Annotated in this window: 19 protein-coding genes; 11 read left to right on the plus strand and 8 right to left on the minus strand. The window is 38.3% G+C overall.

The window, feature by feature from the left end; all coding sequences use genetic code 11:
• Nucleotides 1–254 precede the first annotated feature (254 nt).
• Together recA and alaS are read left to right on the plus strand one after the other, a co-directional pair.
• Complete coding sequence (gene recA, locus ABD909_RS08135) at nt 255–1,298, plus strand: recombinase RecA (protein WP_345097422.1); 1,044 nt, start codon at nt 255–257, stop codon at nt 1,296–1,298.
• A 199-nt stretch (nt 1,299–1,497) separates the two neighbouring features.
• Nucleotides 1,498–4,161, plus strand: coding sequence for an alanine--tRNA ligase (alaS, locus tag ABD909_RS08140; RefSeq protein WP_345097424.1), 2,664 nt, complete (start codon nt 1,498–1,500; stop codon nt 4,159–4,161).
• 88 nt (nt 4,162–4,249) lie between these two features.
• Here alaS and ABD909_RS08145 read toward each other — a convergent pair whose 3' ends face one another.
• Nucleotides 4,250–6,037, minus strand: coding sequence for a glucan ABC transporter ATP-binding protein/ permease (locus ABD909_RS08145; RefSeq protein WP_345097425.1), 1,788 nt, complete (start codon nt 6,035–6,037; stop codon nt 4,250–4,252).
• Between the two features lie 205 nt (nt 6,038–6,242).
• On the opposite strand from ABD909_RS08145, the gene ABD909_RS08150 reads away from it, so the two are divergent.
• Both ABD909_RS08150 and ABD909_RS08155 read left to right on the plus strand, forming a co-directional pair.
• Nucleotides 6,243–7,226: an RluA family pseudouridine synthase gene (locus ABD909_RS08150; RefSeq protein ID WP_345097426.1), complete on the plus strand. Its 984-nt coding sequence runs from the start codon at nt 6,243–6,245 to the stop codon at nt 7,224–7,226.
• A 262-nt stretch (nt 7,227–7,488) separates the two neighbouring features.
• Nucleotides 7,489–8,271, plus strand: coding sequence for an ATP12 family chaperone protein (locus tag ABD909_RS08155; RefSeq protein ID WP_345097427.1), 783 nt, complete (start codon nt 7,489–7,491; stop codon nt 8,269–8,271).
• Nucleotides 8,272–8,300: 29 nt separating this feature from the next.
• On the opposite strand, the gene ABD909_RS08160 is transcribed toward ABD909_RS08155, so the two are convergent.
• From ABD909_RS08160 to uvrA, 4 genes are all read right to left on the minus strand, one after another.
• A complete protein-coding gene (locus ABD909_RS08160; RefSeq protein WP_345097428.1) occupies nt 8,301–8,846 on the minus strand; it encodes a hypothetical protein in 546 nt (181 codons plus the stop codon).
• A gap of 157 nt (nt 8,847–9,003) precedes the next feature.
• Nucleotides 9,004–10,413: a type I glutamate--ammonia ligase gene (glnA, locus tag ABD909_RS08165; protein ID WP_345097429.1), complete on the minus strand. Its 1,410-nt coding sequence runs from the start codon at nt 10,411–10,413 to the stop codon at nt 9,004–9,006.
• A 76-nt stretch (nt 10,414–10,489) separates the two neighbouring features.
• Nucleotides 10,490–10,828: a P-II family nitrogen regulator gene (locus tag ABD909_RS08170; RefSeq protein ID WP_345097430.1), complete on the minus strand. Its 339-nt coding sequence runs from the start codon at nt 10,826–10,828 to the stop codon at nt 10,490–10,492.
• A gap of 298 nt (nt 10,829–11,126) precedes the next feature.
• Nucleotides 11,127–14,018, minus strand: coding sequence for an excinuclease ABC subunit UvrA (uvrA, locus tag ABD909_RS08175; RefSeq protein WP_345097431.1), 2,892 nt, complete (start codon nt 14,016–14,018; stop codon nt 11,127–11,129).
• Between the two features lie 332 nt (nt 14,019–14,350).
• Between uvrA and ssb the strand changes: the two genes are divergently transcribed.
• From ssb to ABD909_RS08210, 7 genes are all read left to right on the plus strand, one after another.
• Nucleotides 14,351–14,869, plus strand: coding sequence for a single-stranded DNA-binding protein (gene ssb, locus ABD909_RS08180; RefSeq protein ID WP_345097432.1), 519 nt, complete (start codon nt 14,351–14,353; stop codon nt 14,867–14,869).
• 229 nt (nt 14,870–15,098) lie between these two features.
• Nucleotides 15,099–17,843: a DNA gyrase subunit A gene (gyrA, locus tag ABD909_RS08185; protein ID WP_345097433.1), complete on the plus strand. Its 2,745-nt coding sequence runs from the start codon at nt 15,099–15,101 to the stop codon at nt 17,841–17,843.
• Nucleotides 17,844–17,916: 73 nt separating this feature from the next.
• A complete protein-coding gene (coaD, locus tag ABD909_RS08190) occupies nt 17,917–18,435 on the plus strand; it encodes a pantetheine-phosphate adenylyltransferase (RefSeq protein ID WP_345097503.1) in 519 nt (172 codons plus the stop codon).
• Complete coding sequence (locus ABD909_RS08195) at nt 18,425–19,018, plus strand: peptidylprolyl isomerase (protein WP_345097434.1); 594 nt, start codon at nt 18,425–18,427, stop codon at nt 19,016–19,018. Before coaD ends, ABD909_RS08195 begins: the two co-directional genes overlap by 11 nt.
• Before the next feature lie 19 nt (nt 19,019–19,037).
• Nucleotides 19,038–19,550, plus strand: a complete 513-nt coding sequence (locus ABD909_RS08200; protein ID WP_345097435.1) for a peptidylprolyl isomerase — start codon at nt 19,038–19,040, stop codon at nt 19,548–19,550.
• A 722-nt stretch (nt 19,551–20,272) separates the two neighbouring features.
• On the plus strand, nt 20,273–21,391 hold the full coding sequence (tgt, locus tag ABD909_RS08205; RefSeq protein ID WP_345097504.1) for a tRNA guanosine(34) transglycosylase Tgt: 1,119 nt from the start codon (nt 20,273–20,275) through the stop codon (nt 21,389–21,391).
• Nucleotides 21,392–22,125: 734 nt separating this feature from the next.
• Complete coding sequence (locus ABD909_RS08210; RefSeq protein ID WP_345097505.1) at nt 22,126–23,334, plus strand: MFS transporter; 1,209 nt, start codon at nt 22,126–22,128, stop codon at nt 23,332–23,334.
• A 9-nt stretch (nt 23,335–23,343) separates the two neighbouring features.
• Here ABD909_RS08210 and ABD909_RS08215 read toward each other — a convergent pair whose 3' ends face one another.
• From ABD909_RS08215 to ABD909_RS08225, 3 genes are all read right to left on the minus strand, one after another.
• The gene (locus ABD909_RS08215; RefSeq protein ID WP_345097506.1) at nt 23,344–24,807 is read right to left on the minus strand and encodes an MFS transporter; all 1,464 of its coding nucleotides are present in this window, start codon (nt 24,805–24,807) and stop codon (nt 23,344–23,346) included.
• A gap of 120 nt (nt 24,808–24,927) precedes the next feature.
• Nucleotides 24,928–26,142 (minus strand): NADP-dependent isocitrate dehydrogenase, encoded by a 1,215-nt coding sequence (locus ABD909_RS08220; RefSeq protein WP_345097437.1) that lies wholly within the window; start codon nt 26,140–26,142, stop codon nt 24,928–24,930.
• Nucleotides 26,143–26,381: 239 nt separating this feature from the next.
• Nucleotides 26,382–26,762, minus strand: a complete 381-nt coding sequence (locus ABD909_RS08225) for a hypothetical protein (RefSeq protein WP_345097438.1) — start codon at nt 26,760–26,762, stop codon at nt 26,382–26,384.
• Nucleotides 26,763–26,797 lie beyond the last annotated feature (35 nt).

Raw genomic sequence — 26,797 nt, forward strand, 5'->3', positions numbered from 1 at the left:
ATTGTTTCTTTTTTAGAGGAGAGATATAAATATGCTGAATTTCTCTTCTGCTAGGTATTTTGTCGGAGTGTATTTTATGTCATAACATAAAGAAATAGCAAATTTCTTTAGTCGTGATCATGGGATGTTGTGGACATAAGGTGAAGGTGGTAAAGGAAATAGTCTGTGAAAATCTAAACTCAAGGCTTTAGGTAAGTTCAAATAACAGTGTACACTGAGTGTTGGATTATTGTGAATCGATCAAGGATATAGTCGTGGATAAAACAAAAGCTCTCGATGCTGCTCTTTCACAAATTGAACGTTCTTTTGGTAAAGGCTCCATTATGCGTCTTGGGCAAAAAGAGCAGGTTGTTGAAATTGAAACAATTTCAACGGGGTCATTATCCTTGGATATTGCTCTGGGTGTTGGTGGATTACCCAAGGGGCGTATTGTTGAGATTTATGGACCAGAAAGTTCTGGAAAAACAACATTGGCACTTCATGCTATTGCTGAAGCACAGAAAATTGGTGGGATTTGTGCTTTTATTGATGCTGAGCATGCTCTTGATCCTATTTATGCGCGAAAGCTCGGTGTTGATTTAGAAAATTTGTTTATTTCTCAGCCAGATACCGGTGAACAGGCATTGGAAATTACAGAAACATTGGTTCGTTCTGGTGCTGTTGATGTGCTTGTTGTTGATTCTGTAGCAGCTTTAACGCCGCGTGCAGAAATTGAAGGTGAAATGGGTGATGCGTTACCAGGATTGCAAGCACGCTTAATGAGTAAAGCTTTACGAAAACTCACGGCTTCTATTTTTCGCTCTAACTGTATGGTAATTTTTATTAATCAAATTCGCATGAAAATTGGTGTGATGTTTGGTTCTCCTGAAACGACAACAGGTGGAAATGCTTTAAAGTTTTATGCTTCTGTTCGTTTGGATATTCGCCGCATTGGCTCCATTAAAGATCGGGATATGATTGTTGGAAATCAGACGCGTGTTAAAGTGGTTAAAAATAAATTGGCGCCTCCTTTCAAACAAGTAGAGTTTGACATTATTTATGGGGAAGGTATTTCCAAAGTCGGTGAGTTGATTGATTTAGGAGTCAAAGTTGGTATTGTTGAAAAATCTGGTGCATGGTTTTCTTATAATTCCCAACGTTTAGGGCAGGGACGTGAGAATGCGAAGCAGTTTTTACGCCAACATCCAGAAATTGCTGCAGAAATCGAAACAGCTTTGCGTCAAAATGCTGGTTTGATTGCCATTGAGCTGTTAGAAAATGCAGGGGCAGATACGACAGAAAGTGATGAAGCAATTTGAGGCAATATTTATTTAAGCATAAGTGCTTTATTTAAGATTCTTTCTGTTTTAATTTGTGAGAATTTTTAAATATAAGATCGCTTATTTCTCAGTTTTTTTAATAAATATCCCACTCTTTGGTTAAATTGACTCCATGCACGGCAAGAGAATATTTAGTGAGGAGGAGTTTTGTTTTATGCTGTATTGAGCAGGTGTTTATATGAATAGTGTTAATCATATCCGGTCAACTTTCCTGAATTATTTTCATCTTAAGAGGCATAAAGTTGTTTCTTCTAGCCCGCTTGTTCCGCGTAATGATCCCACACTTATGTTTACAAATGCGGGAATGGTGCAGTTTAAAAATGTTTTTACAGGGCTTGAACAGCGTCCTTATAAACAGGCGACAACAGCACAAAAATGTGTCCGTGCGGGTGGAAAGCATAATGATCTTGACAATGTTGGCTATACGGCACGCCATCATACGTTTTTTGAGATGTTGGGTAATTTTTCTTTTGGTGATTATTTCAAAGAAGAAGCCATTTTTTTATCGTGGGACCTTTTAACAAAGGAATTTTTTCTGCCCAAAGATAAATTGTTGGTGACCGTTTATCAGAGTGATGATGTTGCTGCTGAACTGTGGCGTAAAATTTCAGGACTTCCAGACGAAAAAATTGTCCGTATTGCGACGGCTGATAATTTTTGGTCAATGGGAGAAACGGGTCCTTGTGGTCCTTGTTCGGAGATTTTTTATGATCATGGTGATGAAATATGGGGAGGACCTCCTGGAAGTACGAATGAGGATGGTGATCGCTTTATTGAGATTTGGAATCTTGTTTTCATGCAATATGAGCAGCTTAGCAAGCAAGAGCGTGTTGAATTACCTCATCCTTCTATCGATACAGGTATGGGATTAGAGCGTATTGCTGCTATTTTACAGGGTGTGCATGATAATTATGACATTGATCTTTTTTGCGCGTTGATTGCTGCATCAGAGGAAATTACAGGGATTGAGGCAAAGGGTGATTTTATTGTCAGTCATCGTGTTATTGCTGATCATCTTCGCTCATGCGCATTTTTGATTGCGGATGGCGTTCTTCCTTCTAATGAGGGAAGAGGGTATGTTTTACGTCGCATTATGCGTCGTGCTATGCGTCATGCACATCTTCTTGGTGCTAAAGAGCCCTTAATGTGGCGACTTTTTCCTGCTCTCATTCGCGAAATGGGACAAGCTTATCCTGAATTGGTGCGGGCTGAAGCTTTGATTGTAGAAACTTTAAAATTAGAAGAAATACGTTTTCGTAAAACACTTGAACGAGGGCTTGGTTTGTTAAATGAAGCAAGTATCCATCTTAAAGAAGGGGAGCATTTAAATGGTGAAGTTGCTTTCAAGCTTTATGATACCTATGGTTTTCCAATTGATTTGACGCAGGATGTTCTTCGGCGTCGTGGAATATCTGTTGATGTTGATGCCTTTGACAAAGCAATGGAACGCCAGAAAGAGGAAGCACGTGCCAATTGGTCTGGTTCTGGTGAAGCTCTAACGGAGACAGTTTGGTTTTCTGTTCGTGAGAAGTTTGGAGCTACAGAATTTTTGGGTTATGAAATAGAAAAAGCTGAGGGCATTATTACTGCTCTTGTGTATGATGGTAAAATCGTTGATGATGTTTCTGCTGGGCAGAAGGCTATTCTTGTGGTGAATCAGACACCCTTTTATGGTGAATCGGGTGGGCAGATAGGTGATAGTGGTATCATTTCGGGTGAAAATTTTATTTTTGAAGTGCATGATACCCAGAAAAGAGCTGATGGTGTTATTATTCATATTGGAGAGGTTAAATCTGGTCAGGCAAAGAGGTCTGATTGTGTGGAATTAATCATTGATAGTGTTCGTCGTAAAAAAATTCGCGCTAACCATTCTGCTACCCATTTATTGCACGAAGCTTTACGTCAGATATTGGGATCTCATGTTACCCAGAAGGGCTCTTTTGTGTCGCCGGAGCGGTTGCGTTTTGATTTTTCTCATCCCAAATCCGTTTCTTTGGAAGAATTAAAAAAAATAGAAGATTTAGCAAATGACATTGTTTTGCAAAATAGTGCGATAACAACACGCCTTATGATGGTGGATGATGCAATTTTTGAAGGAGCGATAGCACTCTTTGGGGAAAAATATGGTGATGAAGTGCGTGTTGTTTCTATGGGGGATCCGCTTGAAAAAGGAGAAGCCAAAAGGCATTGGTCCATTGAGCTTTGTGGAGGGACACATGCGAAAAGAACGGGGGATATTGGTTTGATTCATATTGTTTCTGAAAGTTCTGTAGCCTCTGGAGTGCGTCGTATTGAAGCTTTAACAGGCTCAGCAGCACGTCTTTATCTTAGCCGCCAAGATGCGCGCATCCGTGAAATTGCTGATCTTTTAAAAACTTCTTCTGCTGGACTGGAAGAACGGATTCAAAATTTACTTGAGGATCGTCGTAAGCTTGAAAAAGAGTTGAATGATGTACGCAAAAAAATAATGATGTGTGGTGGGGCGATACAGCGTGGCCAAGAAGATATTAGCATCATCAGTGGTATTTCTTTTATGGGACGTGTTGTGAGCAATATTGCTCCGCGGGATCTTAAGGGGTTAGTTGATTCTGGTAAGAAACAGATTGGATCTGGGGTTGTAGCTTTTATCAGTATTTCAGAGGATGGCAAGGGAAGTGCTGTTGTTGGCGTTACGGATGATTTAACGGATAAATTGAATGCTGTTGAGCTTGTTCGTATTCTTTCATCTGTTCTTGGTGGGAAAGGTGGTGGAGGGCGTTCTGATATGGCGCAAGCGGGTGGTCCTGAGGGTAGCAAGGCTGATGAAGCACTTGCGGCATTAAAAGTAGCTCTTGAAAGATAATTTCTGATTTATGGTGTTTCTCGTTGGGATTTTTGTGGGGGTTTTCGTATATTCGATAGTTTTTTTGCGTAAAGATAGAAAGGTGATTTTATGATGCCATAGCTTCATGTAAGGGGATAACCTTTTTATCCTCTTCTTCACTTCCTGGTTGATTAATCGTTAAACCACTTGTTTTTAAGAGTTCATAGAAACGGCCACCTTTATCGATTAATTCTTGAAAACTTCCTTTTTCAATTAAATGGCCCTGTTCTAGAAAAAGTACAATATCGGCATTGCGTATTGTTGAAAGGCGGTGTGCAATAATAAAAGTAGTACGGTTATGACTGATGCACTCAAGAGCATCTTTCACGCGTGCCTCTGTTTCAACATCAAGAGCACTGGTTGCTTCGTCTAGAATAAGAATAGGAGAATTTTTTAAAACAGCACGCGCGATTGCTACTCTTTGCTTTTCTCCACCTGATAATTGAGAACCTTGTTCGCCAACCATTGTGTTATAACGATCGGTTTTTTTGAGAATAAAATCATGAGCAGCTGCTATTTTTGCTGCTTCATAAAGCTCTCCATTTGTTGCATTTTCTCTTCCTATTGAGATGTTATCGTGAATGCTACGGTTGAAAAGACCTGCATCTTGAAACACTGTTGCTAAAGACTTTCGTAAGGATTCACGATTAACAGAGCTTATATTTATTCCGTCAATGGAGATATATCCGAATGTTGGGTCGTACACACGCTGCAAGAGATTGATTAATGTTGTTTTACCAGCGCCTGTTGGTCCTACAATCGCAACAGTTTGTCCTGTTTTAACTTCAAAGGAAATGTCAAAAATGCCCTGAGAAGAATTTGGAAATTTGTAAGTCACGTGGTGAAATTGTATTGCACCTTTAACATTTTGGAGTGAAGGAAGATTTTCAGGCTCTTTGATCTGGAAGGTTGAGTCTTCCATTGCAAAGAATTCCTGTAGTTTTGCTTGTGAGGATACGGTTAGATTAATAAAACTGCTCATTTGATCCAGACGACCGATCATTAATTGTGCGAATCCAACAAAAGCAACAACTTCACCTACACGTAATTGACCTTTTGCTACAAAAAAAGCGCCAAGAAGAAGAACACAAACTATTGAAATGGTTGAGGCCATTCGATTTAAGCCACTGGCAAGAGCCCACCAATTGAGAACAGGATTTTGTGCTTTAAGAAGATCATTTGTGTGCTGAAGCAATGTGGAAGTTTCTTCCTTTATTAGGTTATAACTTTGTACAACGGAAACATTAGAGATTGAATCTGTGATATGTTTAAAAAGGTTGTGATGATAGCATTCTACAGCGGCTTGTCCGTCTTTTGTTTTTCGCATGACTAAACGTGCAATCAATACATAGATGATGGCAAGCACTACCAAGACTGTTGAAAGGCGCCAATTCATGTTAAAAGCTATGGGAATAAGAACGAATAAGGCAAGAAGAGTTGAGAGATGTTGACGCATAAAATCAAGCCATATTGTTGCCATAGCGTCTACAGCACGCAAAAGTGTATGAAGAGCGTTAGAGGTCCCACGCTGTTGATGCCAGGTTAAAGGCATAGCGATAATACGTTGAAAGGATTCCGTTAAAACAGTTAGGCGACGTCTATGGGCCAAACGGTCAGCACTGCGTGCAACAAGAATATAAGCAATAATATGAAAAAAACCAAAACATATCCAAATTGTAAGGGTAAGAATAATAGCTTTTTTCTCTGCAATAGCATCAATGACGCGCCCAAATAAAATAGGTTCGGCAATGGTGATAAGAGCCAATATAACATTCGCACTACAGATTAAAAAAGATGCATTTTTTTCTTTGTTTAGATAAGTGAGGACGCGCACATAGGTTTTAAATAAAAGCACAGGCGGTTATCTCCACTCGCTATTGCATTATAACTTTTATAATCGCTTACATTTAGGTTAATAAAATGTAAAGGTTAAGAAAAGGCAATTTTAGATACTCATTGTAATATGGTGTGATAAAACCAATTTTCTAGAATACGTTTTTTGCGTTTATAGAGATAAAGTATAAAACGGATCAATAAAATTATTAAGTTAGGGAATTTGTATGGCAGGTGTAGAAATAAAAAAGGTTAAGGCAGACGAGAGCGGCATGCGCTTAGATCGCTGGTTTAAAGTGCATTATCCAGGAATTGGATTTGGGCATTTACAAAAATTGTTGCGTTCTGGACAGATACGAATTGATGGAGGGCGTGTGAAAGCTGATACACGTATTTTCACAGGCCAAACTGTGCGTGTACCGCCTTTACTTGTTGAAGATAAGGAAAGCTTTCCAGTAACGGATAAAACAATTCGGGGACAGGATGATGAAACCATTTTAAAAAAAATGCTGCTCTATGAAGATCCAAAGATTTTTGTTTTTAACAAACCAGCAGGTCTTGCTGTACAAGGTGGATCTGGTTTAACACGCCATATGGATAGTATGCTTGAGGTATGGCGTAATAAAAAAGGTGAAAAACCACGTTTGGTTCATCGTCTTGATCGTGAAACATCAGGTGTGCTTATTGTTGCGCGGTCAAGAGGGGTCGCGCAAGCTTTAACGGCTGCTTTTAGAACACGCGAAACCAAAAAGACTTATTGGGCTTTGGTTCGCGGTGTGCCTAAAAAAAAGCAAGATAAAATTTCAACGTGGATGGTTAAGGAAGTGACTGCCCAAGGTGATAAAATGCGGGTTTGTGAACATGGGGTGTCAGATTCTTATCATGCGATTTCTTATTATCGCATTTTAGATACTCGAGGGAGAGCTCTCTCATGGCTTGAAATGGAACCTTATACGGGGAGAACACATCAGCTGCGTGTACATGCTGCTCATATGAATCATCCTATCATTGGTGATGCAAAATATTTTTTTTCCGATAATAATTGGACGTTGCCAGGGGGAATTCAAAATCGCCTTCATCTTCATGCACGCCGAATTCGTATTCCTCATCCTTCAGGAGGGATATTAGATATCGTTGCTCCTTTGCCACTTCATATGCTACAAAGCTTTAATCTTTTGGCTTTTAATGAGAATGATGGTGATACAGAATAAGTTTTTTATTCTGTTATGACGTACAGCACTATCGTTTAGGGTGATGATATCAAATAGAAATTACGATGGGGAATATATGAGACGAATGATGAGGGTGCTTTTGCAGCTGAAAGATGTGCAGATGAGTAAAACAGTATTAAGTTAGATTAGAATTGGTAAGAACTTTTTCTTTCTTTAGGATAGGGAAAGAAAAAAACTTAAACCTTAAGCAGATATATAGAGCTTTGAAAAAATATTTTTTTGATGTCAGAGGCGAAACAATATGCGTGAAATTTTGAATCATTTTGATAGTCCCTTGAATAAAAATAGTTCTGTTCAGAAAACTCAAAATCTTTCATGCCAACCATTACCAAAACGATTTTATAAGGAAGTGAAAATCGTTTGTGAGGAGGAGGGGGTTTCTCTGTTGTTGGATGGATGTCCGGTTAAGACACCAGCAAAGCGCCATTTTCTTGTACCAACGAAAGTCTTTGCTAAATTTGTTGCGCAAGAATTTGAGAGCCAAAAGCAAGTTATTGATCCAGCAAAGATGCCTATGACGCGTCTTGTTAACACAGTTATTGATGGCATTGCTGATGATATGCAAGTTGTTTTTGAAGATTTGTTGCGTTTTGTCACCTGTGATATGATCTTTTATCGTGCACAAACACCAAAAGAGTTGGTAAATCGGCAATGTGAACAGTGGAATCCCTTATTGGATTGGGCAGAAGAAAAACTTGGAGCGCGTTTTCATGTAACAGAGGGACTTATGTATGTAGAGCAATCACGTGAAGCACTTCAAGCGGTAAGCAATTATCTACGTAAAGTGGAGTCTCCTTATATGCTTGCTGCACTTCATACAATGACAACTTTAACGGGATCAGCTCTTATTGCGCTTGCTGTTATGGCAGAAAAAATAAATGCAGAATACGCCTGGTCTGTTGCCCATTTAGATGAAGATTGGATGATAGAGCAATGGGGCGTGGATGAAGAAGCAATGGCGCATCGTGCTCATAAAAAAATCGAATTCGATGCTGCTGCTACAGTCATGACAGCTTGTTTGTAAGAATAAGTTTACTCGCACCTTTTTCTCAATTATAGTATTTTTGTAATTTTCTGAGGATTGACTTTTATTTTTTCAAGTCCAGGAAATGCTTCACTGGTGATGTTTAAGATTGCCTCATCATTTCCACGGATGAAATACCACTTATTATTGTCAAAAAGGGCAATAATCTCAGTTTGAATAGAGCACTTTTTCCCAGCATTTGTTTTTGTGACAAACTCTACAGGTATAACGAAATAGGGGATACCATTATCAAGTTTCCCTTCACGTTTTTGCTTTTGGTCAATGTGGATACTCTCAATTTTATAATTTTTTGCCAATCGTTCTATTTGGCTTTTCATGATATGTTGGAATTGTGACTTACTGAATTTTTTTTTGGCTGTTAAGCTGTTGATAATTTGCGGAGGAATAGCGTTTAAAATAGCATTTGCATCGGCATTTTGAATCGCTTTGCTGTAAGCAAAAGCTGCTTGTTCAAGAGTTATCAGTTTTTGATTTGTAATCGTAGAAGCTTGAGTTATCGATAGATTAGAGGCAATGCATAAAAGAATGGAAAATAGAGAACAAATTCGCAGCATTAGAAACCTTGTGAATTAATTGGAATGGATTCTATCAGAATTATAAAGGAAAAGTATGCTTGCAAAAAGCCACTTATGCTTTTTAATAAGATATATATCCACAAAAATGGAGGCTTTAACTCCATTTAAACATCAAAAAGAATAAACTTATAATTCTTTAAACAGAATAGTACATATCAAATTCGACAGGATGGGGTGTTGTTTCATAACGTAAAACTTCTTGCATTTTTATTTGAATGAAAGAATTAATTTGATCATCATCAAAAACGTCTCCAGCTTTCAGAAAACTACGATCTTTATCGAGTGCTTCAAGCGCTTCGCGCAGATTTCCTGAGACTGTAGGGATTTCTTTAAGCTCTTTTAAAGGAAGATCATAAAGATCTTTATCCATAGCGTGTCCAGGGTGAATTTTATTTTTGATTCCATCAAGGCCAGCCATTAAGAGTGCTGCAAATGCTAAGTAGGGATTTGCTGTTGGGTCTGGAAAACGTACTTCTACCCGCTTTGAGTTTGGCGAATGGCTCATTGGAATACGACAAGATGCAGAACGATTGCGTGCAGAATAAGCAAGCAGGACGGGAGCTTCATAACCAGGTACTAAACGCTTATAGGAGTTTGTGGATGGATTTGTGAAGGCATTGATTGCTTTTGCATGCTTAATGATGCCACCGATAAAAAATAAGCAGGTTTCAGATAGTCCGGCATACTCATTGCCTGCAAAGATTGGTTTGCCATCTTTCCAGATGGACATATGAACATGCATGCCGGAACCATTGTCACCAAAAATAGGTTTTGGCATGAAAGTTGCTGTTTTTCCATAGCTATTTGCTATTTGATGCACAACATATTTAAAAATTTGCATCTTATCTGCTTCACGAACAAGCGTATCAAAACGAATACCCAATTCATGCTGTCCTGCTGCTACTTCGTGATGATGTTTTTCAACACGGACTCCCATATCTTTGAGCGCCGTGAGCATTTCAGAGCGCATATCTTGGCAAGAATCAACAGGAGGAACGGGAAGATACCCCCCTTTCATTCGTGGACGATGGCCAAGATTGCCCATCTCATATTCCGTATCATCATTGGATGGAAGTTCACTTGAATCCAGTTTAAATCCTGTATTGTAAGGATCTGTTTTATAACGTACATCATCAAAGATAAAAAACTCTGCTTCTGGACCTATATTGATTGTATCCCCTATATTTAAAGATTTCATATAAACTTCAGCTCTCTTGGCGATAGAACGAGGATCTCTACGGTAAAACTCCCCAGAAACAGGATCGAGTACGTCACAGAATATAACTAAGGTAGATTGCGCGAAAAAAGGATCAATATGTGCTGTTTCTGGATCGGGCATTAAAACCATGTCAGATTCATTAATTGTTTTCCATCCGGAAATTGAAGAACCATCAAACATAACTCCATCGCTAAATGTATCTTCACTGATTTCTGCGATATCCATTGTGACATGGTGCAACTTTCCTCGCGGATCGGTAAAGCGTAGATCAACAAAACGGATTTCGTTGTCTGCAATCTGTTTGATAATATCTGAGGCAGTTGTCATATTCAATTTCCTTATATGGTATCGAGATGTATAAACGAGATGTATAAAAAAGCGATAAAAATTTTGTCGTTATTTGTTAAAGGGCATCAATTCCAGATTCATCAGTACCTATACGAATGGCATCATCAATGGAAAAAATAAATATTTTTCCATCTCCGATATGTTTTGTTTGAGCTGCTTTACGTATCGTGTTAACGGCTTGTTCCAGTCTTTCATCTGAAACAACAATCTCAATTTTTACTTTAGGTAAAAAATCAACGACATATTTAGCACCACGATAGAGTTCTGTATGTTCTTTTTGGCGACCAAAACCTTTCGCTTCTGTTACTGTAATACCATCTAAGCCAATTTTTTGAAGCGCTTCTTTCACTTCATCAAGTTTGAAGGGTTTTATGATGGCTTCAATTTTTTTCATGCTGAAATTATCTCCAACTTATTTTGTCTTTTTAGACTGCATCACATTATATTGGCAACTGTGAGATGTCCAACAGATAGTTTGTACACAAAAAGTCGCATATTATTTCATTTAAGATATTTTGTGGAGAAAGTTTTTTACCATAATACTAAGTGAAGTGCTATTGCTCCTGTGAAACATATCTTTAAAGCTCGTAGAAAATAAAAATAATACAATAAGAGATGTTTGGTGTTTTCAAACTCTATCTCATTTTCATTTTATAATAGGAATATCTTTGAAAATTGGAATGATATCAAGATCAACGCTGTAAAATTTCTTTTAGAAATTTTCCCGTATAGGAAGCTGGAACATGAATGATATCTTCAGGACGACCAATTGCAACAATTTCACCACCACGATCTCCACCTTCTGGTCCTAGGTCAATAATCCAGTCAGCGGTTTTTATAACTTCAAGATTATGTTCAATGATGAGAACTGTATTGCCTTGCTCGACAAGTTCATGGAGCACTTCAAGGAGTTTAGAAATATCGTGGAAATGTAAACCTGTGGTTGGTTCGTCTAAAATGTAGAGTGTACGTCCTGTTGTTTTACGTGAGAGCTCTTTAGCGAGTTTTACGCGTTGGGCTTCACCACCAGAAAGCGTTGTAGCTTGTTGCCCTACTTTGATATAGCCAAGCCCGACTTTCATGAGTGTTTTTAATTTGTTATGAATGTTGGGAACAGCTTGGAAAAATTCTTCAGCCTTTTCGATGGTCATATCCAAAATATCGGCGATGGATTGCCCTTTAAATTTTACTTCTAGTGTTTCTCGATTATAGCGTTTTCCTTGGCAAACATCGCAAGTAACATAAACATCAGGTAAAAAATGCATTTCAATTTTAATAACTCCATCACCTTGACAGGCTTCGCAACGCCCTCCCTTAACATTAAAAGAAAAACGTCCTGCTTGATAACCGCGCGCTTTTGATTCTGGAAGTTCGGCAAACCATTCGCGAATTGGAGTGAAAGTACCTGTATAAGTTGCAGGATTAGAGCGTGGAGTGCGTCCAATAGGTGATTGATTGATATCAATGACCTTATCGAGAAATCCTAATCCTTCAATTTTGTCATAGGTTGCGGGGCTGTGATGAGAGCCCATGATATGATGTGAGGCAGCTTTGAAAAGCGTTTCAATAAGAAATGTTGATTTTCCTCCACCTGAAACGCCAGTGATGCACGTGAAAGTTCCAAGAGGGATGTTCGCACTGATATTTTTGAGGTTATTTCCACGGGCTCCTATGATTTTAAGTATTTTTGATTTTGATATTTTGCGCCGTTGAGGAGGCACTTTAATAGCCATTTTTCCTGAAAGATATTGGCCTGTAAGAGAGGATGGATTTTCTATAATTTCTTGTGGGCTACCTTGTGCTATGATTTCTCCACCATGAACACCTGCAGCAGGCCCCATATCAACCACATGGTCTGCTGTGCGAATAGCATCTTCATCATGTTCAACAACAATAACTGTATTGCCAAGATCACGCAGATGGTGCAGCATCTTCAAAAGGCGTTCATTATCGCGTTGATGTAAACCAATGGAGGGTTCATCTAAGATATAAAGAACACCTGTTAGACCAGAACCAATCTGCGATGCTAACCGAATACGTTGGCTTTCTCCCCCTGAAAGGGTGCCTGAATTTCGAGATAAGGTAAGATATTCAAGTCCTACATGGTTTAAAAAAGCGAGGCGTTCACGGATTTCTTTTAAAATACGCATTGCTATATTGCGTTGTTTTTCCGTGAGATATTGATGAATATTGGCGAACCAATCATCGGCTTTTAGGATAGAAAGCTCTGATATCTGCCCAATATGCATACCGTGAATTTTTACAGCTAGTGCTTCTGGTTTTAAACGGTAACCACGACAAGCGGGACAGGGAGAAGAAGACATATAACGCTCAATTTCTTCACGTAACCATGCAGAATCCGCTTCTTTCCATCGTCGCTCCATATTGGGGATAATTCCTTCAAAATATTGAGTTTTTTTCTGCGAGCTAGAATCGTTTCTGTAAATAAAGGAGTTTTCTTTTCCTTGTGTACCGTAAAGAATGGCATGTTGTGCTTTATTGGAGAGATCACACCATTTATCTGTGTGCTTAAATCCGTAAATTTTTCCTAGTACTTCTAAGGCTTGGCTGTAGTATGGTGAGGATGATTTAGACCAAGGTGCAATGGCTCCATCTTTTAAGGTAAGATTTTTATTGGGGACAATTTTTATTGGGTCTATTGCCTTTTTGATGCCAAGTCCATCGCAAAGAGGGCAAGCGCCAAAAGGGTTATTGAATGAAAAAAGTCGTGGTTCAATTTCAGGAATAGAAAATCCAGAGATTGGGCAAGCAAATCTTTCTGAAAAAATAAGTCGCTTGTGCGTTTCATTTTTTGATTTATGAGCAGACTCCTTTGTGGCTTCTTTTTGTGCCAAAGGCTGATCTGCTATTTCCACAACAGCAATCCCATTTGCAAGCTGTAAACAGGTTTCTATACTATCCGCTAAACGAGAGGCAATGTCATTGTTGATAACAATACGGTCTACCACCACATCTATGTCATGTTTATATTTTTTATCAAGAGGAGGAATGTCAGGAATTTCATAGAATTTTCCATCCACTTTCGTGCGCTGAAAGCCTTTTTTTAAGAGCTCGCTTAGCTCTTTTTTATATTCTCCTTTTCGCCCTCGCACCAGAGGAGCCATAATAAAAATTCGTGTACCTTCTGGTAAAGACATAATTTGATCAACCATTTGGCTTACTGTCTGACTTTCAATGGGGCGTCCTGTAGCAGGGGAATAAGGAATACCAATACGTGCAAAGAGGAGACGCATATAGTCGTGGATTTCAGTGACAGTGCCAACTGTTGAACGTGGGTTGCGGCTGGTGGTTTTTTGTTCAATGGAGATAGCTGGAGAAAGGCCATCTATGCGGTCAACATCTGGTTTTTGCATCACTTCCAGAAATTGGCGGGCATAAGCAGAAAGGCTTTCAACATAACGACGTTGACCTTCGGCATAAATGGTATCAAAAGCTAAAGAAGACTTTCCTGAGCCAGAAAGCCCTGTGATAACAATGAGTTTATCACGAGGTAGATCGAGATCAATATTTTTAAGGTTGTGCTCACGCGCACCGCGAATAGAGATGTATTTTTGAAGAGCCATATTTTATCCTTGGCGTATGTGACACAAACTGAGCAATCTAAAATAGCATAAAACTGTTTTTCAGAATTACAATGTTTTTCATGACTTTAACGCAGATAAAGAGTATAAGTTATGTGAAAATAAATTGGAAAAAACAGCTTTTTATTTTTTGATAATGAAATAAACTATGCGTTGTTAGCATCTTTTGTTATAATTATACGATACGATATTTTGGAAAGGGTAGCAAAATCCATATTGAAGGCCAATTGCAGATATGCAAAGGACAAGGTCAAGACGATAGTGACCTCATACAACAAAAATTGTTTGCGAATTAAAATTGTGGAGTTTATGCGATGGCTGGTAGCCTTAATAAAGTTATTTTGATTGGTAATCTTGGCGCAGATCCTGAGATACGCCGTTTGAATTCTGGTGACCAAGTAGCAAATTTACGTATTGCTACCTCAGAAAGTTGGCGTGATCGTAATACAAATGAACGTAAAGAACGAACGGAGTGGCATAATATCGTTATTTTTAATGAAAACCTTGTCAAAGTTGTAGAGCAATATTTAAAAAAAGGCAGCAAAATCTACATTGAAGGTCAGTTGCAAACACGAAAATGGCAAGATCAAAATGGCAATGACCGTTATACAACAGAGATTGTCTTGCAAAAATACCGTGGTGAATTACAAATGCTTGATGGACGGGGAGGAGCTGGTGGAGAGCAAATGCAAGGAGCAAATCAGGCAGGGAGCAGTTATGGCAGTGGTGGTTTTGGCGATAGTGGTTTTCATCAAAAAAATGCTTTTGGTCAAAATAATAGCCAGTCAGAAGAAAGCTTTTCACATAAATTAGATGATGAAGTACCTTTTTAATAGCTTTTAAGCTGCTGTATTATTATCGTGTTTTTTGTTTCTTTTAAGATTTTTAAAGTTTAGGAAATTCTAAATCTTGAGTATTTTATCTATGATTTTAACGATAAGTAAATAACACGTTGAAAATTATTGTTAAATTTCTTTTCTGTTGTGGGAGAGAAATTAGCATTTTTTTGCATTTTTCGATATAAACAAAGCAAAGTGATTCTTTTTTGAAAGTCTTGAAGCTGTGACCGATCTTACTCCACACCCAGAACGTGATGTGCTGACCGGTATTGAACCAATCAGTATTATTGATGAAATGCAACGCTCCTATCTCGATTATGCGATGAGCGTGATTGTTTCGCGTGCTCTTCCTGATGTACGTGATGGTCTTAAACCTGTTCATCGGCGTATTCTTCATGCTATGAATGAAATGGGGCTTTCTTTCAATAAGCCTTATCGTAAGTCTGCTGGGGTTGTTGGTGAGGTTATGGGAAAGTTCCATCCCCATGGTGATGCTTCAATTTATGATGCTTTGGTGCGTATGGCACAGGATTTTTCTTTGCGCAATCCGTTGATTGATGGTCAGGGGAACTTCGGTTCTGTTGATGGTGATCCACCAGCAGCAATGCGTTATACAGAATGTCGTTTAGAAAAAGTTTCAGAGCAGCTGTTAGCTGATATTGATAAAGAGACGGTTGATTTTCAGGATAATTATGATGGGCGTGAGCGTGAACCAGTCGTTTTACCAGCACGTTTTCCTAATCTTTTGGTTAATGGATCAGGTGGTATTGCTGTGGGAATGGCAACCAATATTCCGCCCCATAATCTTGGTGAAGTCGTTGATGGTTGTATCGCCCTGATTGATGATCCGGGTATCACTCTTGATAAGATCATTAAAATCATTCCAGGTCCTGATTTTCCCACGGGTGGTATTATTCTTGGTCATTCCGGTATTCGTTCAGCTTATGAAACAGGGCGTGGTTCAGTTATTATGCGCGCTAAAGTTGATATTGAAGAAATTCGCAATGGCCGACAAGCAATTATTGTGAGTGAAATTCCTTATCAAGTGAATAAAGCAACGATGATTGAGAAAATGGCTGAATTGGTGCGTGATAAACGCATTGAAGGAATAGCTGATTTGCGTGATGAATCTGATCGTGATGGATATCGTGTTGTTATTGAGCTGAAAAAAGATGTTGTGGCAGAAATCGTTTTAAATCAATTGTATCGTTATACACCACTGCAAACTTCCTTTGGTTGTAATATGGTAGCATTGAATGGGGGAAAACCCGAACAGATGACGTTGCTTGATATGCTTCGTGCATTTGTTTCTTTCCGTGAAGAGGTTGTCAGCCGGAGAACAAAATATCTTTTGCGTAAAGCACGGGAACGTGCGCATGTTTTGGTTGGTCTTGCTCTTGCTGTTGCTAATATTGATGAAATTATAGCACTTATTCGTCAAGCACCTGATCCACAAACAGCGCGAATACAATTAATGGAGCGGCGCTGGCCAGCTGCGGATGTAGCTCCTTTAATTAAACTTATTGATGATCCCCGTCATATTATTCACGAGGATAATACTTATAATCTCTCTGAAGAGCAGGCGCGTGCTATTTTGGAATTGCGCTTGCAAAGGTTGACAGCACTTGGACGTGATGAAATTGCTGATGAATTGAATAAAATTGGTGTGGATATTACCGATTATCTTGATATTTTGGCTTCGCATTCACGTATCATGGGTATTGTTAAGGATGAGCTAAAAGCTCTTCGTGAGGAATTTGCAACGCCTCGACGCACTATATTTGGTTTTGGTAGTGCTGAGATGGAGAGCGAAGATCTGATTGCGCCAGAGGATATGGTAGTAACGGTGAGCCATAGTGGCTATATTAAGCGCGTACCTCTCAATACGTACCGTGCACAACGCCGTGGTGGTAAGGGGCGTTCTGGTATGTCTACAAAAGATGAAGATTTTGTAACGCGTTTGTTTATAGCGAATACGCATACACCGGTTCTTTTCTTTTCGTCGCGTGGAATTGTCTATAAGGAGAAGGTCTGGCGTTTGCCACTTGGTACACCCCAATCGCGTGGGCGAGCTCTGATTAATCTTCTGCCCTTACAGCAAGGTGAGCGCATAACGACGATTATGCCTTTACCAGAGGATGAATCAAGTTGGAGCGCGTTGGATGTTATGTTCGCAACGACGCGCGGAACTGTGCGTCGTAATAAATTATCAGATTTTGTTCAGGTTAATCGTAATGGTAAAATTGCCATGAAACTTGATGAAGAAGGAGATGAGATTCTTTCTGTTGAAACTTGTACAGAACATGATGATGTTGTGCTCACGACTGCTAATGGACAATGTATTCGTTTTCCAGTCACTGATGTTCGTGTTTTTGTAGGGCGTAATTCAGTGGGGGTTCGTGGTATTAATCTGGCTAATGGTGATAAAGTCATTTCGATGACGCTTTTAGAACATGTTGAAGCTACGCCAATTGAACGTTCTGCTTATATCAAACGTGTGATTAATGAACGGCGTGCTGATGGTGCTGATACAGAGGATATTGTAACTCTTGACGAAGAAGAGGCGGCGGGGATAGAGACAGAGTTGACAGAGGAGCGCTATATGGAACTTCAGGCACGCGAACAGATGCTGTTAACTGTGAGTGAGTTTGGTTATGGAAAACGGTCTTCTTCCTATGAATTTCGGATTTCTGGGCGTGGTGGAAAAGGAATTCGTGCGACAGATCCATCTAAAACCGCTGAAATTGGTAAGTTAGTAGCGTCTTTTCCAGTGAAAGCACAAGATCAAATTATGTTAGTATCAGATGGTGGACAGCTTATTCGTGTTCCTGTTGATGGTATTCGTATAGCGGGTCGTTCGACTAAGGGGGTAACAATTTTCAATACAGCTGAAGGTGAAAAAGTCGTATCAGTTGAGCGCATTTCTGAATCTGAAGATGATGATGGCCAAGTAGATGATAAGAGATGATAACGCCGAAGAATATTCTGATACGATTAGTGTGAGTGAAGAAAAGGAATTTTAAAAGGTACACAGTGGAATGGTGAGAATTGCTCTTTATGCGGGGTCTTTCGATCCTTTTACAAATGGTCATCTTGATATTTTACAGGGCAGCTTCACTTTAGCTGATAAGGTCGTTGTTGCTATAGGAATACAGGCTAAAAAAAAACCACTTTTTAGTTTTGAAGAGCGTGTTGATTTAATTACTGAGGTGGGACAAAATTTGTTAAATATAGGTCCTGATCGGTTGCGAGTTATTTCATTTGATTCCCTTTTGATTGATAAGGCTCGTGAAGTTGGTGCTTCATTTCTTATTCGTGGTTTACGTGATGGAACTGACCTTGATTATGAAATGCAAATGGCTGGGATGAATGGTCTTATGGCTCCTGAATTGCAAACTGTTTTTTTGCCAGCAAGTGTTTCTGGACGAGTGATCGCCTCTACATTGGTGCGCCAGATCGCCTCTATGGGAGGTGATGTGGCTCCTTTTGTACCTGCAAATATTGCTGAAGCTTTGCGCTTAAAATTTCACTCTTCCGGAGAGAATGATTATGTATCTTAGAATTTTTTCTATTTTAACATGTCTTTTTTGTTTTTTTTCATTTTGTGCTGTAGCAAATGATCCTCATACAGTTGATGATTTTAATGTTCTTATTTTATCTCTCAAAAATGGTGATGTAGTTATTCGTCTTCGTCCTGATTTGGCACCAAAGCATGTGGCACAAATCAAGAATTTAACAAAAGAAGGTGCTTACAACAATGTTGTATTCCACCGTGTTATTCCAGGCTTTATGGCACAGACTGGTGATGTGAAATTTGGAAAAAAAGGCAGTGTGGATTTTGATCCTAAGCATGTTGGTATGGGAGGGTCTCATTATCCAAATATACCGGCAGAGTTTTCAAAACAGCCATTTAAGCGTGGTACTGTTGGGATGGCACGTTCAGAAGATCCAAATTCCGCTAATTCTCAATTCTTCATTTGTTTTGATGATGCTACTTTTTTAAATGGTCAATATACTGTTGTTGGAGAAGTTATAAAGGGAATGGATGTTGTTGACAAAATTAAAAAAGGCATCACAAGTAATAATGGATCTGTAACAAATCCTGATGTTATTCATGCTGCCACTTTGCAAGCTAATAGATGAATCAAAGGAGTCTAGCCGTATGGCCGAAATTAAAGATTTAGAAAATACCTTAATTCTTGAAACAACCAAGGGGAAAGTTGTTGTTGAGCTTTTGATTGATTTGGCTCCTGGTCATGTTGCTCGTATTAAGGAACTCGTGCGTGAGGGCGCTTATGATAATGTCATTTTTCACCGTGTTATTGATGGTTTTATGGCGCAAACTGGTGATGTGCAATTTGGAAAAAAAGATGGTGAAAAGTTTAATTTATCACGTGCGGGTATGGGTGGTTCAGAAAAGCCTAATTTGATAGCAGAGTTTTCTAATCTTTCACATAAGCGTGGTACAGTTTCTATGGCACGTAGTCATAATCCAGATTCTGCTAATTCACAATTTTTTATTTGCTTTGCCGATGCTCCTTGGCTTGATCGTCAATATTCTATATGGGGGCAGGTTATTGAAGGTATGGAAAATGTTGATCAAATTAAGCGCGGTGAGCCTGTTGTAGATCCTGATGTAATTATCAAAGCTGTAATTGCTGCGGATATAAAATAAGATAATTATATCCGTTTAAATTGTTGTAAGATTACTAAGCGAATGCATTTCTTTCTCATTGTTGTTTGGGGGTGATGAAGAGTAGTAGTTCTTATTCTTCATAAGAGAATTCAGTTTTTATATGTCTTTTTTTGCATTAAATTTTTGAGTACAAGAGTTTGCATTGGGGAGTTTTTCTGTATGAAATAGCTATTTTACTTAGTCGTTTTCAGAAATCAATAGAAGAAGATTTTTGTGTTGATGCTTTTTGAGAGTTTTTGATGAAGGGAGAAATAATTTACAGGTGTTAAGGTCATATGTGGACATGAAAGTTTTTATCTACGAAAGTGAAATGTTTTAGAGGTTATCAGTGTATTCAGAAATTTCTTCTATTGATATCAAATTCTCTACGCACTGCTTGTCATGTAACTATATGAAGACAAGTTTTTTGTTGAGAAAATAGTCTTACAGTTCATTGGAGCTGTGGTGAGTGAAGGAAGATATCCTTAAGGCATTTGTATTATTAGCTACTCTCTATTTTTGTAAAACGAGATTATCATTTTGATTGTAGTTATCGATTGATAATAAAATGTTCTTTATCTTATTTCATTTTTTTATGCTAGTGACAAGAATTAGCGAATCGAGAATTAATCCATAAAAAAGTTTGTGTTGCTGGTGGTAAGAGGGATGTAGCTTTTCTTTCTATCGCGGTATGGATTTATGGAAGCGAAAAGACGAGTGTGATGATAAAGACATTTCATTATAGAAAAATTGCTCAAGATGGCTATGCACGTCGTGGCGAAATTATAACGGGGCGTGGGTGTGTTCGCACACCTGCATTTATGCCAGTTGGGACGGCAGGAACCGTTAAAGCCATGTATATGGAGCAGATACGTGCTCTTGGAGCTGATATCATTTTGGGCAATACTTATCATTTAATGTTGCGTCCAGGAGCCGAACGTGTTGCACGTTTGGGAGGCTTACATGAATTTTCACGTTGGTCTGGGCCGATCTTAACTGATTCTGGTGGATTTCAAGTTATGTCGCTCGCTGGAATCTGTAAAATTACCGAACAAGGTGTGCTTTTTCGTTCTTATATTAATGGAGCCTATTATGAAATGAGTCCAGAGCGTTCTATCGAAATTCAAGGGCTTCTTAATGCAGATATCCAGATGCAACTGGATCAATGTATTGCTTTACCAGCAAGTGAAAAAGAAATCGAATCGGCTATGGAACTTTCATTGCGGTGGGCGCAGCGTTGTAAAACAGCTTTTAGTAATCAGCCAGAAAAAGCACTGTTTGGTATTGTTCAAGGTGGCGATAATATGAGATTACGTGAACGTTCTGCCCAAGCATTAAAAGAGATGGATTTGAAAGGCTATGCTATTGGAGGACTTGCGGTTGGTGAACCACAAAGTGTTATGACCGCTGTTTTAGATGCAACTTGTCCGATTTTGCCAGAGGATAAACCCCGTTATCTCATGGGGGTAGGAACACCTGATGATATTTTACAAAGTGTTGCGCGTGGTATTGATATGTTTGATTGTGTTATGCCAACGCGTGCAGGACGTCATGGTTTAGCTTTTACGCGTTTTGGAAGAATTAATTTGCGCAATGCACGTTATGCAGAAGATCCTTATCCTCTTGATCCACAGTCTCTTTGTCCTGCGGCAAATGATTATAGTTGTGCTTATTTGCATCATTTGATCAAATCGGATGAGTCTCTTGGTGGTATGTTGTTGACTTGGAATAATCTTTTTTATTACCAGCAACTTATGCAAGGAATCCGTGATGCTATTGAAGAGGGGTGTTATGCTGATTTTTGTGCTGAAACCCGTGCTTTATGGGCGCAAGGACGTTAAAGATTGACTATTATACATGGTGTTTATCTTTTCTACATTGCTTCATTTATTTTGCATTAAAATGTTTTGCTAAAATGATGAAGTGAGAAACGTTTTTAAAAAATATAAAATTACGTTGCTATAAAAGATCGATACATAGCTTATATCAAGTAGATATTCTCTTTGTAATTGCCAGACAAAACAGAAACTGTTACTCCGGTACGCGCTACCTGATCCGGAGGAAAACAGTTTGTTTCTGTTTCTGATGATTGTTTAGAGCAACAATGTTAATGAGGTGTTAGCGAACCCTTAAAAAAGGATAAAAATTGCATTTTTATAAGATATTTTTGTATTATTTTTGTAAAAAATGACGTTTTTAAAAAAGCTCCCTTTTTTGAGGGAAGGGATGGAGGTAATTGTGACTGAATTAAAAGTTAAAAAATGCAAATGATGAATATACTAAACTATGAGACTTATTTTTTCGTAACAATATTCTCGTAGTTGAAAACTTATTTTGTTTAGGAAATATTGCTGTTGCTCTATTATTAAAAAACAAATTCTATTTATCAATATACATTCAAATATGCCATGATGAAAGAGACATAAAGCTGTTGTTTTTTCAAGCTTTTGTTTTTGTTATTGTGGAGAATTTTAAAATGAAACGTTGGAAATTTTTAAGAGAGGGGTGTAAGAAGATTTTCAGTTCATTTGTGACATGTTACGGATATTTATGATTGAATCATCACGCTACAGAAATGATGACAATGAGGAATTTTCATAGAAAAAATATTCTTGCATCAGAGATTGATTCTTGTACACGGCGTTTGGCAATTTTAGCTCTTGCGGTAGGCAGTTTTGCTATTGGCACTGCAGAGTTTGTTGCTATGGGACTACAGCCGGAGATGGCACGAAGCTCTTATGTTGATATTCCTACAGCTGGCCAATATGTTTCTGCTTATGCATTGGGTGTTGTGATTGGAGCACCTCTTTTGGCTGTTGCAACCGCTAAATTTTCACGCAAATCTGTTTTGATAGGGTTGATGTTTTGTTATGCATTGGCAAATATTGCCAGCGCACTTTTTTCTAACTTTAGCATATTGGTAGCGTTGCGCTTTCTTAGTGGTCTTCCCCATGGCATTTATTTTGGACTTGCAACTATGGTTGCAGCTTCAATGGTGGAAATGCATGAACGTTCTAAAGCTGTTGGCTATGTTATGCTTGGTTTAACCATCGCAACGGTTTTAGGAGCACCAAGTGCAACTTGGATTGGTCAGCTTGTTGGTTGGCAAATTGCCTTTATCCTTGTAGGTGCTATTGCTTTATTATGTTGTTTGCTTATTTGGAAGTTGTTGCCCTCTACTGCAAATATTTCAAAAACAAGTCCTTTACGTGAACTTTGTGCATTAAAGCAAAAACAAGTGTGGTTTCTTTTGATGATGGTTTCGATTGGAGCCTCAGGATTATTTTCTGTCTTCACTTATATTAAGTCAACATTAATGCATATTTCTAGTATTTCACTTGATTGTATACCATTTATTATGCCGTTAGTTGGATTGGGGATGGTGGTAGGAAATCTTTTAGGACCTAAATTTGCTGTAAAAATTGGCATTTCACCATTGATATTTTTTTCTATGCTTTGGAGCACATTTGTTTTTTTTCTTTTTTTCTTTTTTTCCCATGCTCCGCTAACGGCAGCATTGGGATGTTTTTTTGTTGGTACTTCTTTTGCAGCGATGCCTTCTATACAAACGAAAATCATGGATGTTGCTCTTCATGGAAAAATTTTGGCAGGAGCATTAATGCAATCTGCTTTTAATATTGCCAACGCTCTTGGAGCAGAATCTGGAGCGTGGGTTTTAAAATTGGGTTATAGTTATGAATATACTGCTGTTGTTGGGGGAGTGTTAACCCTCTGTGGATTAACGGTTTTTTGTTTCTCATGGTATATGGAAAAGCATAATTGATATTTTTCTTTACTTGTTGGGAGGAAATGTTTTTTTTCTGTTTATTCTGCTCTTTGATTGTCCGGTTGGATTTCTAGATATGCTATAGGAAACACGTAGAGCAAATGGAATACCAAAATAAAATAAAAGACCGATGAGTGCTGCAAGAAGCGTTTTTGCTGCGAGAACCATTCCTACTATTCCTCCAGGATTAAAGAGACCAGCAAGATTAGTAATTGTTCCTGCAAGTGCGGCGCTTAATGCGGCTGAAAATAGTTGGACAGAGGTAAGAGATTCGCTGGCACGTAAAGCATCTTCATCGTTTGCGCACTGTAATATTCGTTTAAGCAAATGTGGCCATGCTATGCCAGCGCTAATCCCAATAGCAAGTAATGAAGAGCAAATGATAAAGATATGTTCAGATGTAGAAGTTTCTGTTGGAATGAGCCATAAAAGAATACTTATACCTAAAAGACTTAAGATAGGGGAATATATAATGAGTCTACGAACTTTTTTTGTGGATACACCGGCACTGAATAGAGAACCACATGTCCACCCTAAACTCATAAGTGATGCTATATAACCAGCAATGAGTGGCGACTGTCCATGAAGTTCTTGAAGAAAAAGTGGAAAATAAAGCTCTACACTATACACGACTATAGTCATAATAAGTATCAATGCGTAGACAGAAAAAAATTCAGAAGAGAAGGAAAAGGAGTTACGCGGTAACATAGGATGAAGCGTAAACGATTCGATTTTTGCTAGAGCAAAGAGAAGTCCAAATCCGATTACTAGTCCACTGATCTTTATAACCGTTGTGTCCATAGCACCTCCAACAGAAATGATAAGAAGCGACAAACTCAGTATGAAAAGTTGTGTGAGAGGAAGTGGCGATGTTACAATATCATTTTTATTTTCTTTTGGTAAGACTTGAAAAGCTATGAGCGAAAAGATTACTGCTAATGCTCCAATGCTCCAAAAAGACGCTCTCCATACACCATAATATATGGAAATACCACCGATAGCTGGTCCTAACAGGGTTGATATTCCCCACATTCCAGAGATAGTGCTTAAAGCGTACGACCATACCGATGGATTAAAGACAATACGTATCATAGAGTAGGACAGGGAGAGTAAAGAACCACTGCCAAACCCTTGGACAAAGCGTCCTATTAAAAATAATGGCATAGTTGAGGCAATGCCGCAGATAAAAGTCCCAACGGTAAAGATCAATCCAGAAATGATATAAGCTTTGCGAGGACCTGTTTTTCCTAATATTTTTGTTGCCAGTGAAGTACCAAGGAGAGATGCTATAATAAAAACAGTCGCTACCCAAGAATAATAAAATTCACCACTCATCTCACTCATAAGAGAGGGTAAAATGGTAACAACAATATAAACGTTTGTGGCGTGCAACATAACACCGCCTGTAAACGTCAAAAAACGAATACCATTCTTGCCCCATAAAAGCACAGACCAGCCTTGTTTTCCCACTGTTTCGCTATTCAGTAAAAAGTTGACATACTCCATTTATAAGGCAGTTATTTGAATTTGCCAAGAGAAGATTAAAAGCTCTCCTTTCGCAGAGCTTTGGAATCTAAATGAAACTATTATTTAATGACTCATTGCTTTTTTAAGATTTTCATCAATTTTATCAAGGAAGCCTGTTGTAGAAAGCCATTTTTGTTTAGGTCCAATCAAGAGAGCAAGATCTTTGGTCATAAAACCTTCTTCAACCGTTTGAATACAAACTTCTTCTAATATTGTAGCAAAATTTTTTAATTTATCATTATTATCAAGTTTGGCGCGGTGTGCTAACCCACGTGTCCATGCAAAGATAGACGCAATAGAATTTGTTGAGGTTTCTTCACTCTTTTGATATTGGCGATAATGGCGTGTTACTGTGCCGTGTGCAGCTTCTGCTTCGACAATTTTCCCGTCTGGTGTCATGAGAACAGAAGTCATGAGACCAAGAGAACCAAAGCCTTGAGCAACGATATCAGACTGAACATCACCATCATAGTTTTTACATGCCCAGACATAACCACCTGACCATTTAAGTGCAGAGGCAACCATGTCGTCAATGAGACGATGTTCGTAATATAATTTACGATTTTCAAAGTCAGCTTTAAATTCTGCATCAAATATTTCTTGAAAAATATCTTTAAAACGACCGTCATAAGCCTTCAGGATGGTATTTTTTGTTGAAAGATAAACTGGAAGATTCCGCTGTAGCCCGTAATGAAAAGATGCTCTAGCAAAGTCACGAATGGATTCATCAAGGTTATACATGGCCATGGCAACTCCTGCACTTGGGGCATCAAAAACATCGTGCTCGATAATTTGATTGTCATCACCGACGAATTTAATAGTTAATTTTCCTTTGCTAGGAAATTTAAAGTCGGTTGCTTTATATTGATCACCAAAAGCGTGACGTCCGATAATAATTGGTTTTGTCCAGTTCGGAACAAGGCGTGGAACGTTCTTGCAAATAATAGGTTCGCGAAAAATGACTCCGCCTAAAATATTACGAATCGTACCATTAGGGGATTTCCACATTTTCTTTAAGCTGAATTCTTTAACGCGTGCTTCATCAGGCGTAATGGTTGCACATTTTATACCAACCCCATATTTTTTGATAGCATTAGCAGAATCAACAGTTACCTGATCATTTGTTGCATCTCGATTCTCTACGGAAAGATCATAATATTTGAGATCAATGTCGAGATAAGGGTGAATTAATTTGTCTTTAATATATTTCCAAATGATACGAGTCATTTCATCCCCATCAATTTCAACAACGGGGTTTTCCACTTTGATCTTTGCCATTAGAAGTCCTTTTTCATTTAAGTTATACTATTTTATAACATTTTCAGGTTTGTGATGAAAAGTAAAAACAAGGAGGATAAGAGGTGTTCAATATGGACCTCATAAGATACCCATGTATAGGAGATGAATTTTATTGAGAAACTCTCTTTTTAGAAGAATATTTATTGCGAAGGTAGAGATTATGCATGTTGGGTTTGTAGAATATTTTTTTCATAACAGAGAATTTTAGAGTGCTTATATCATTTGAGTAAAATCCTTATACAAATTTTACATTGATCACTTAAAATGTTTTTCAGATATGTTGAAAGAACTAGATATTTTTCTAGAGTTTTACCTTCTCTAAAAATTGGCAAAGAAACTTGTTCCTGTGTGATTATAGAAATGGAAGAAAAAACCATAAAGCTGTAAGATTTAGATAAAGATATAGCTCCACTCTTCAGAAAAAAAGCTAATGTTTGTCGCAAAAGCTGCACAAACAAATCTTTAGATTTATTTGGTTGTAAAATTATTGGTACATTCGTTAGAACTTTACGATAATTTTTCACAATAGGACTCAGTAGAATTAAAAAATTATTAGAAAAAATTGGCAAAAAAAAGCGCCCTATAGAGCCATGTTGCAAAATCCTATTCCCTTGCTTTTATTAACGAATCCCTA

This window comes from Bartonella acomydis (assembly GCF_039543025.1).
In the GTDB taxonomy this organism is placed as follows: domain Bacteria; phylum Pseudomonadota; class Alphaproteobacteria; order Rhizobiales; family Rhizobiaceae; genus Bartonella; species Bartonella acomydis.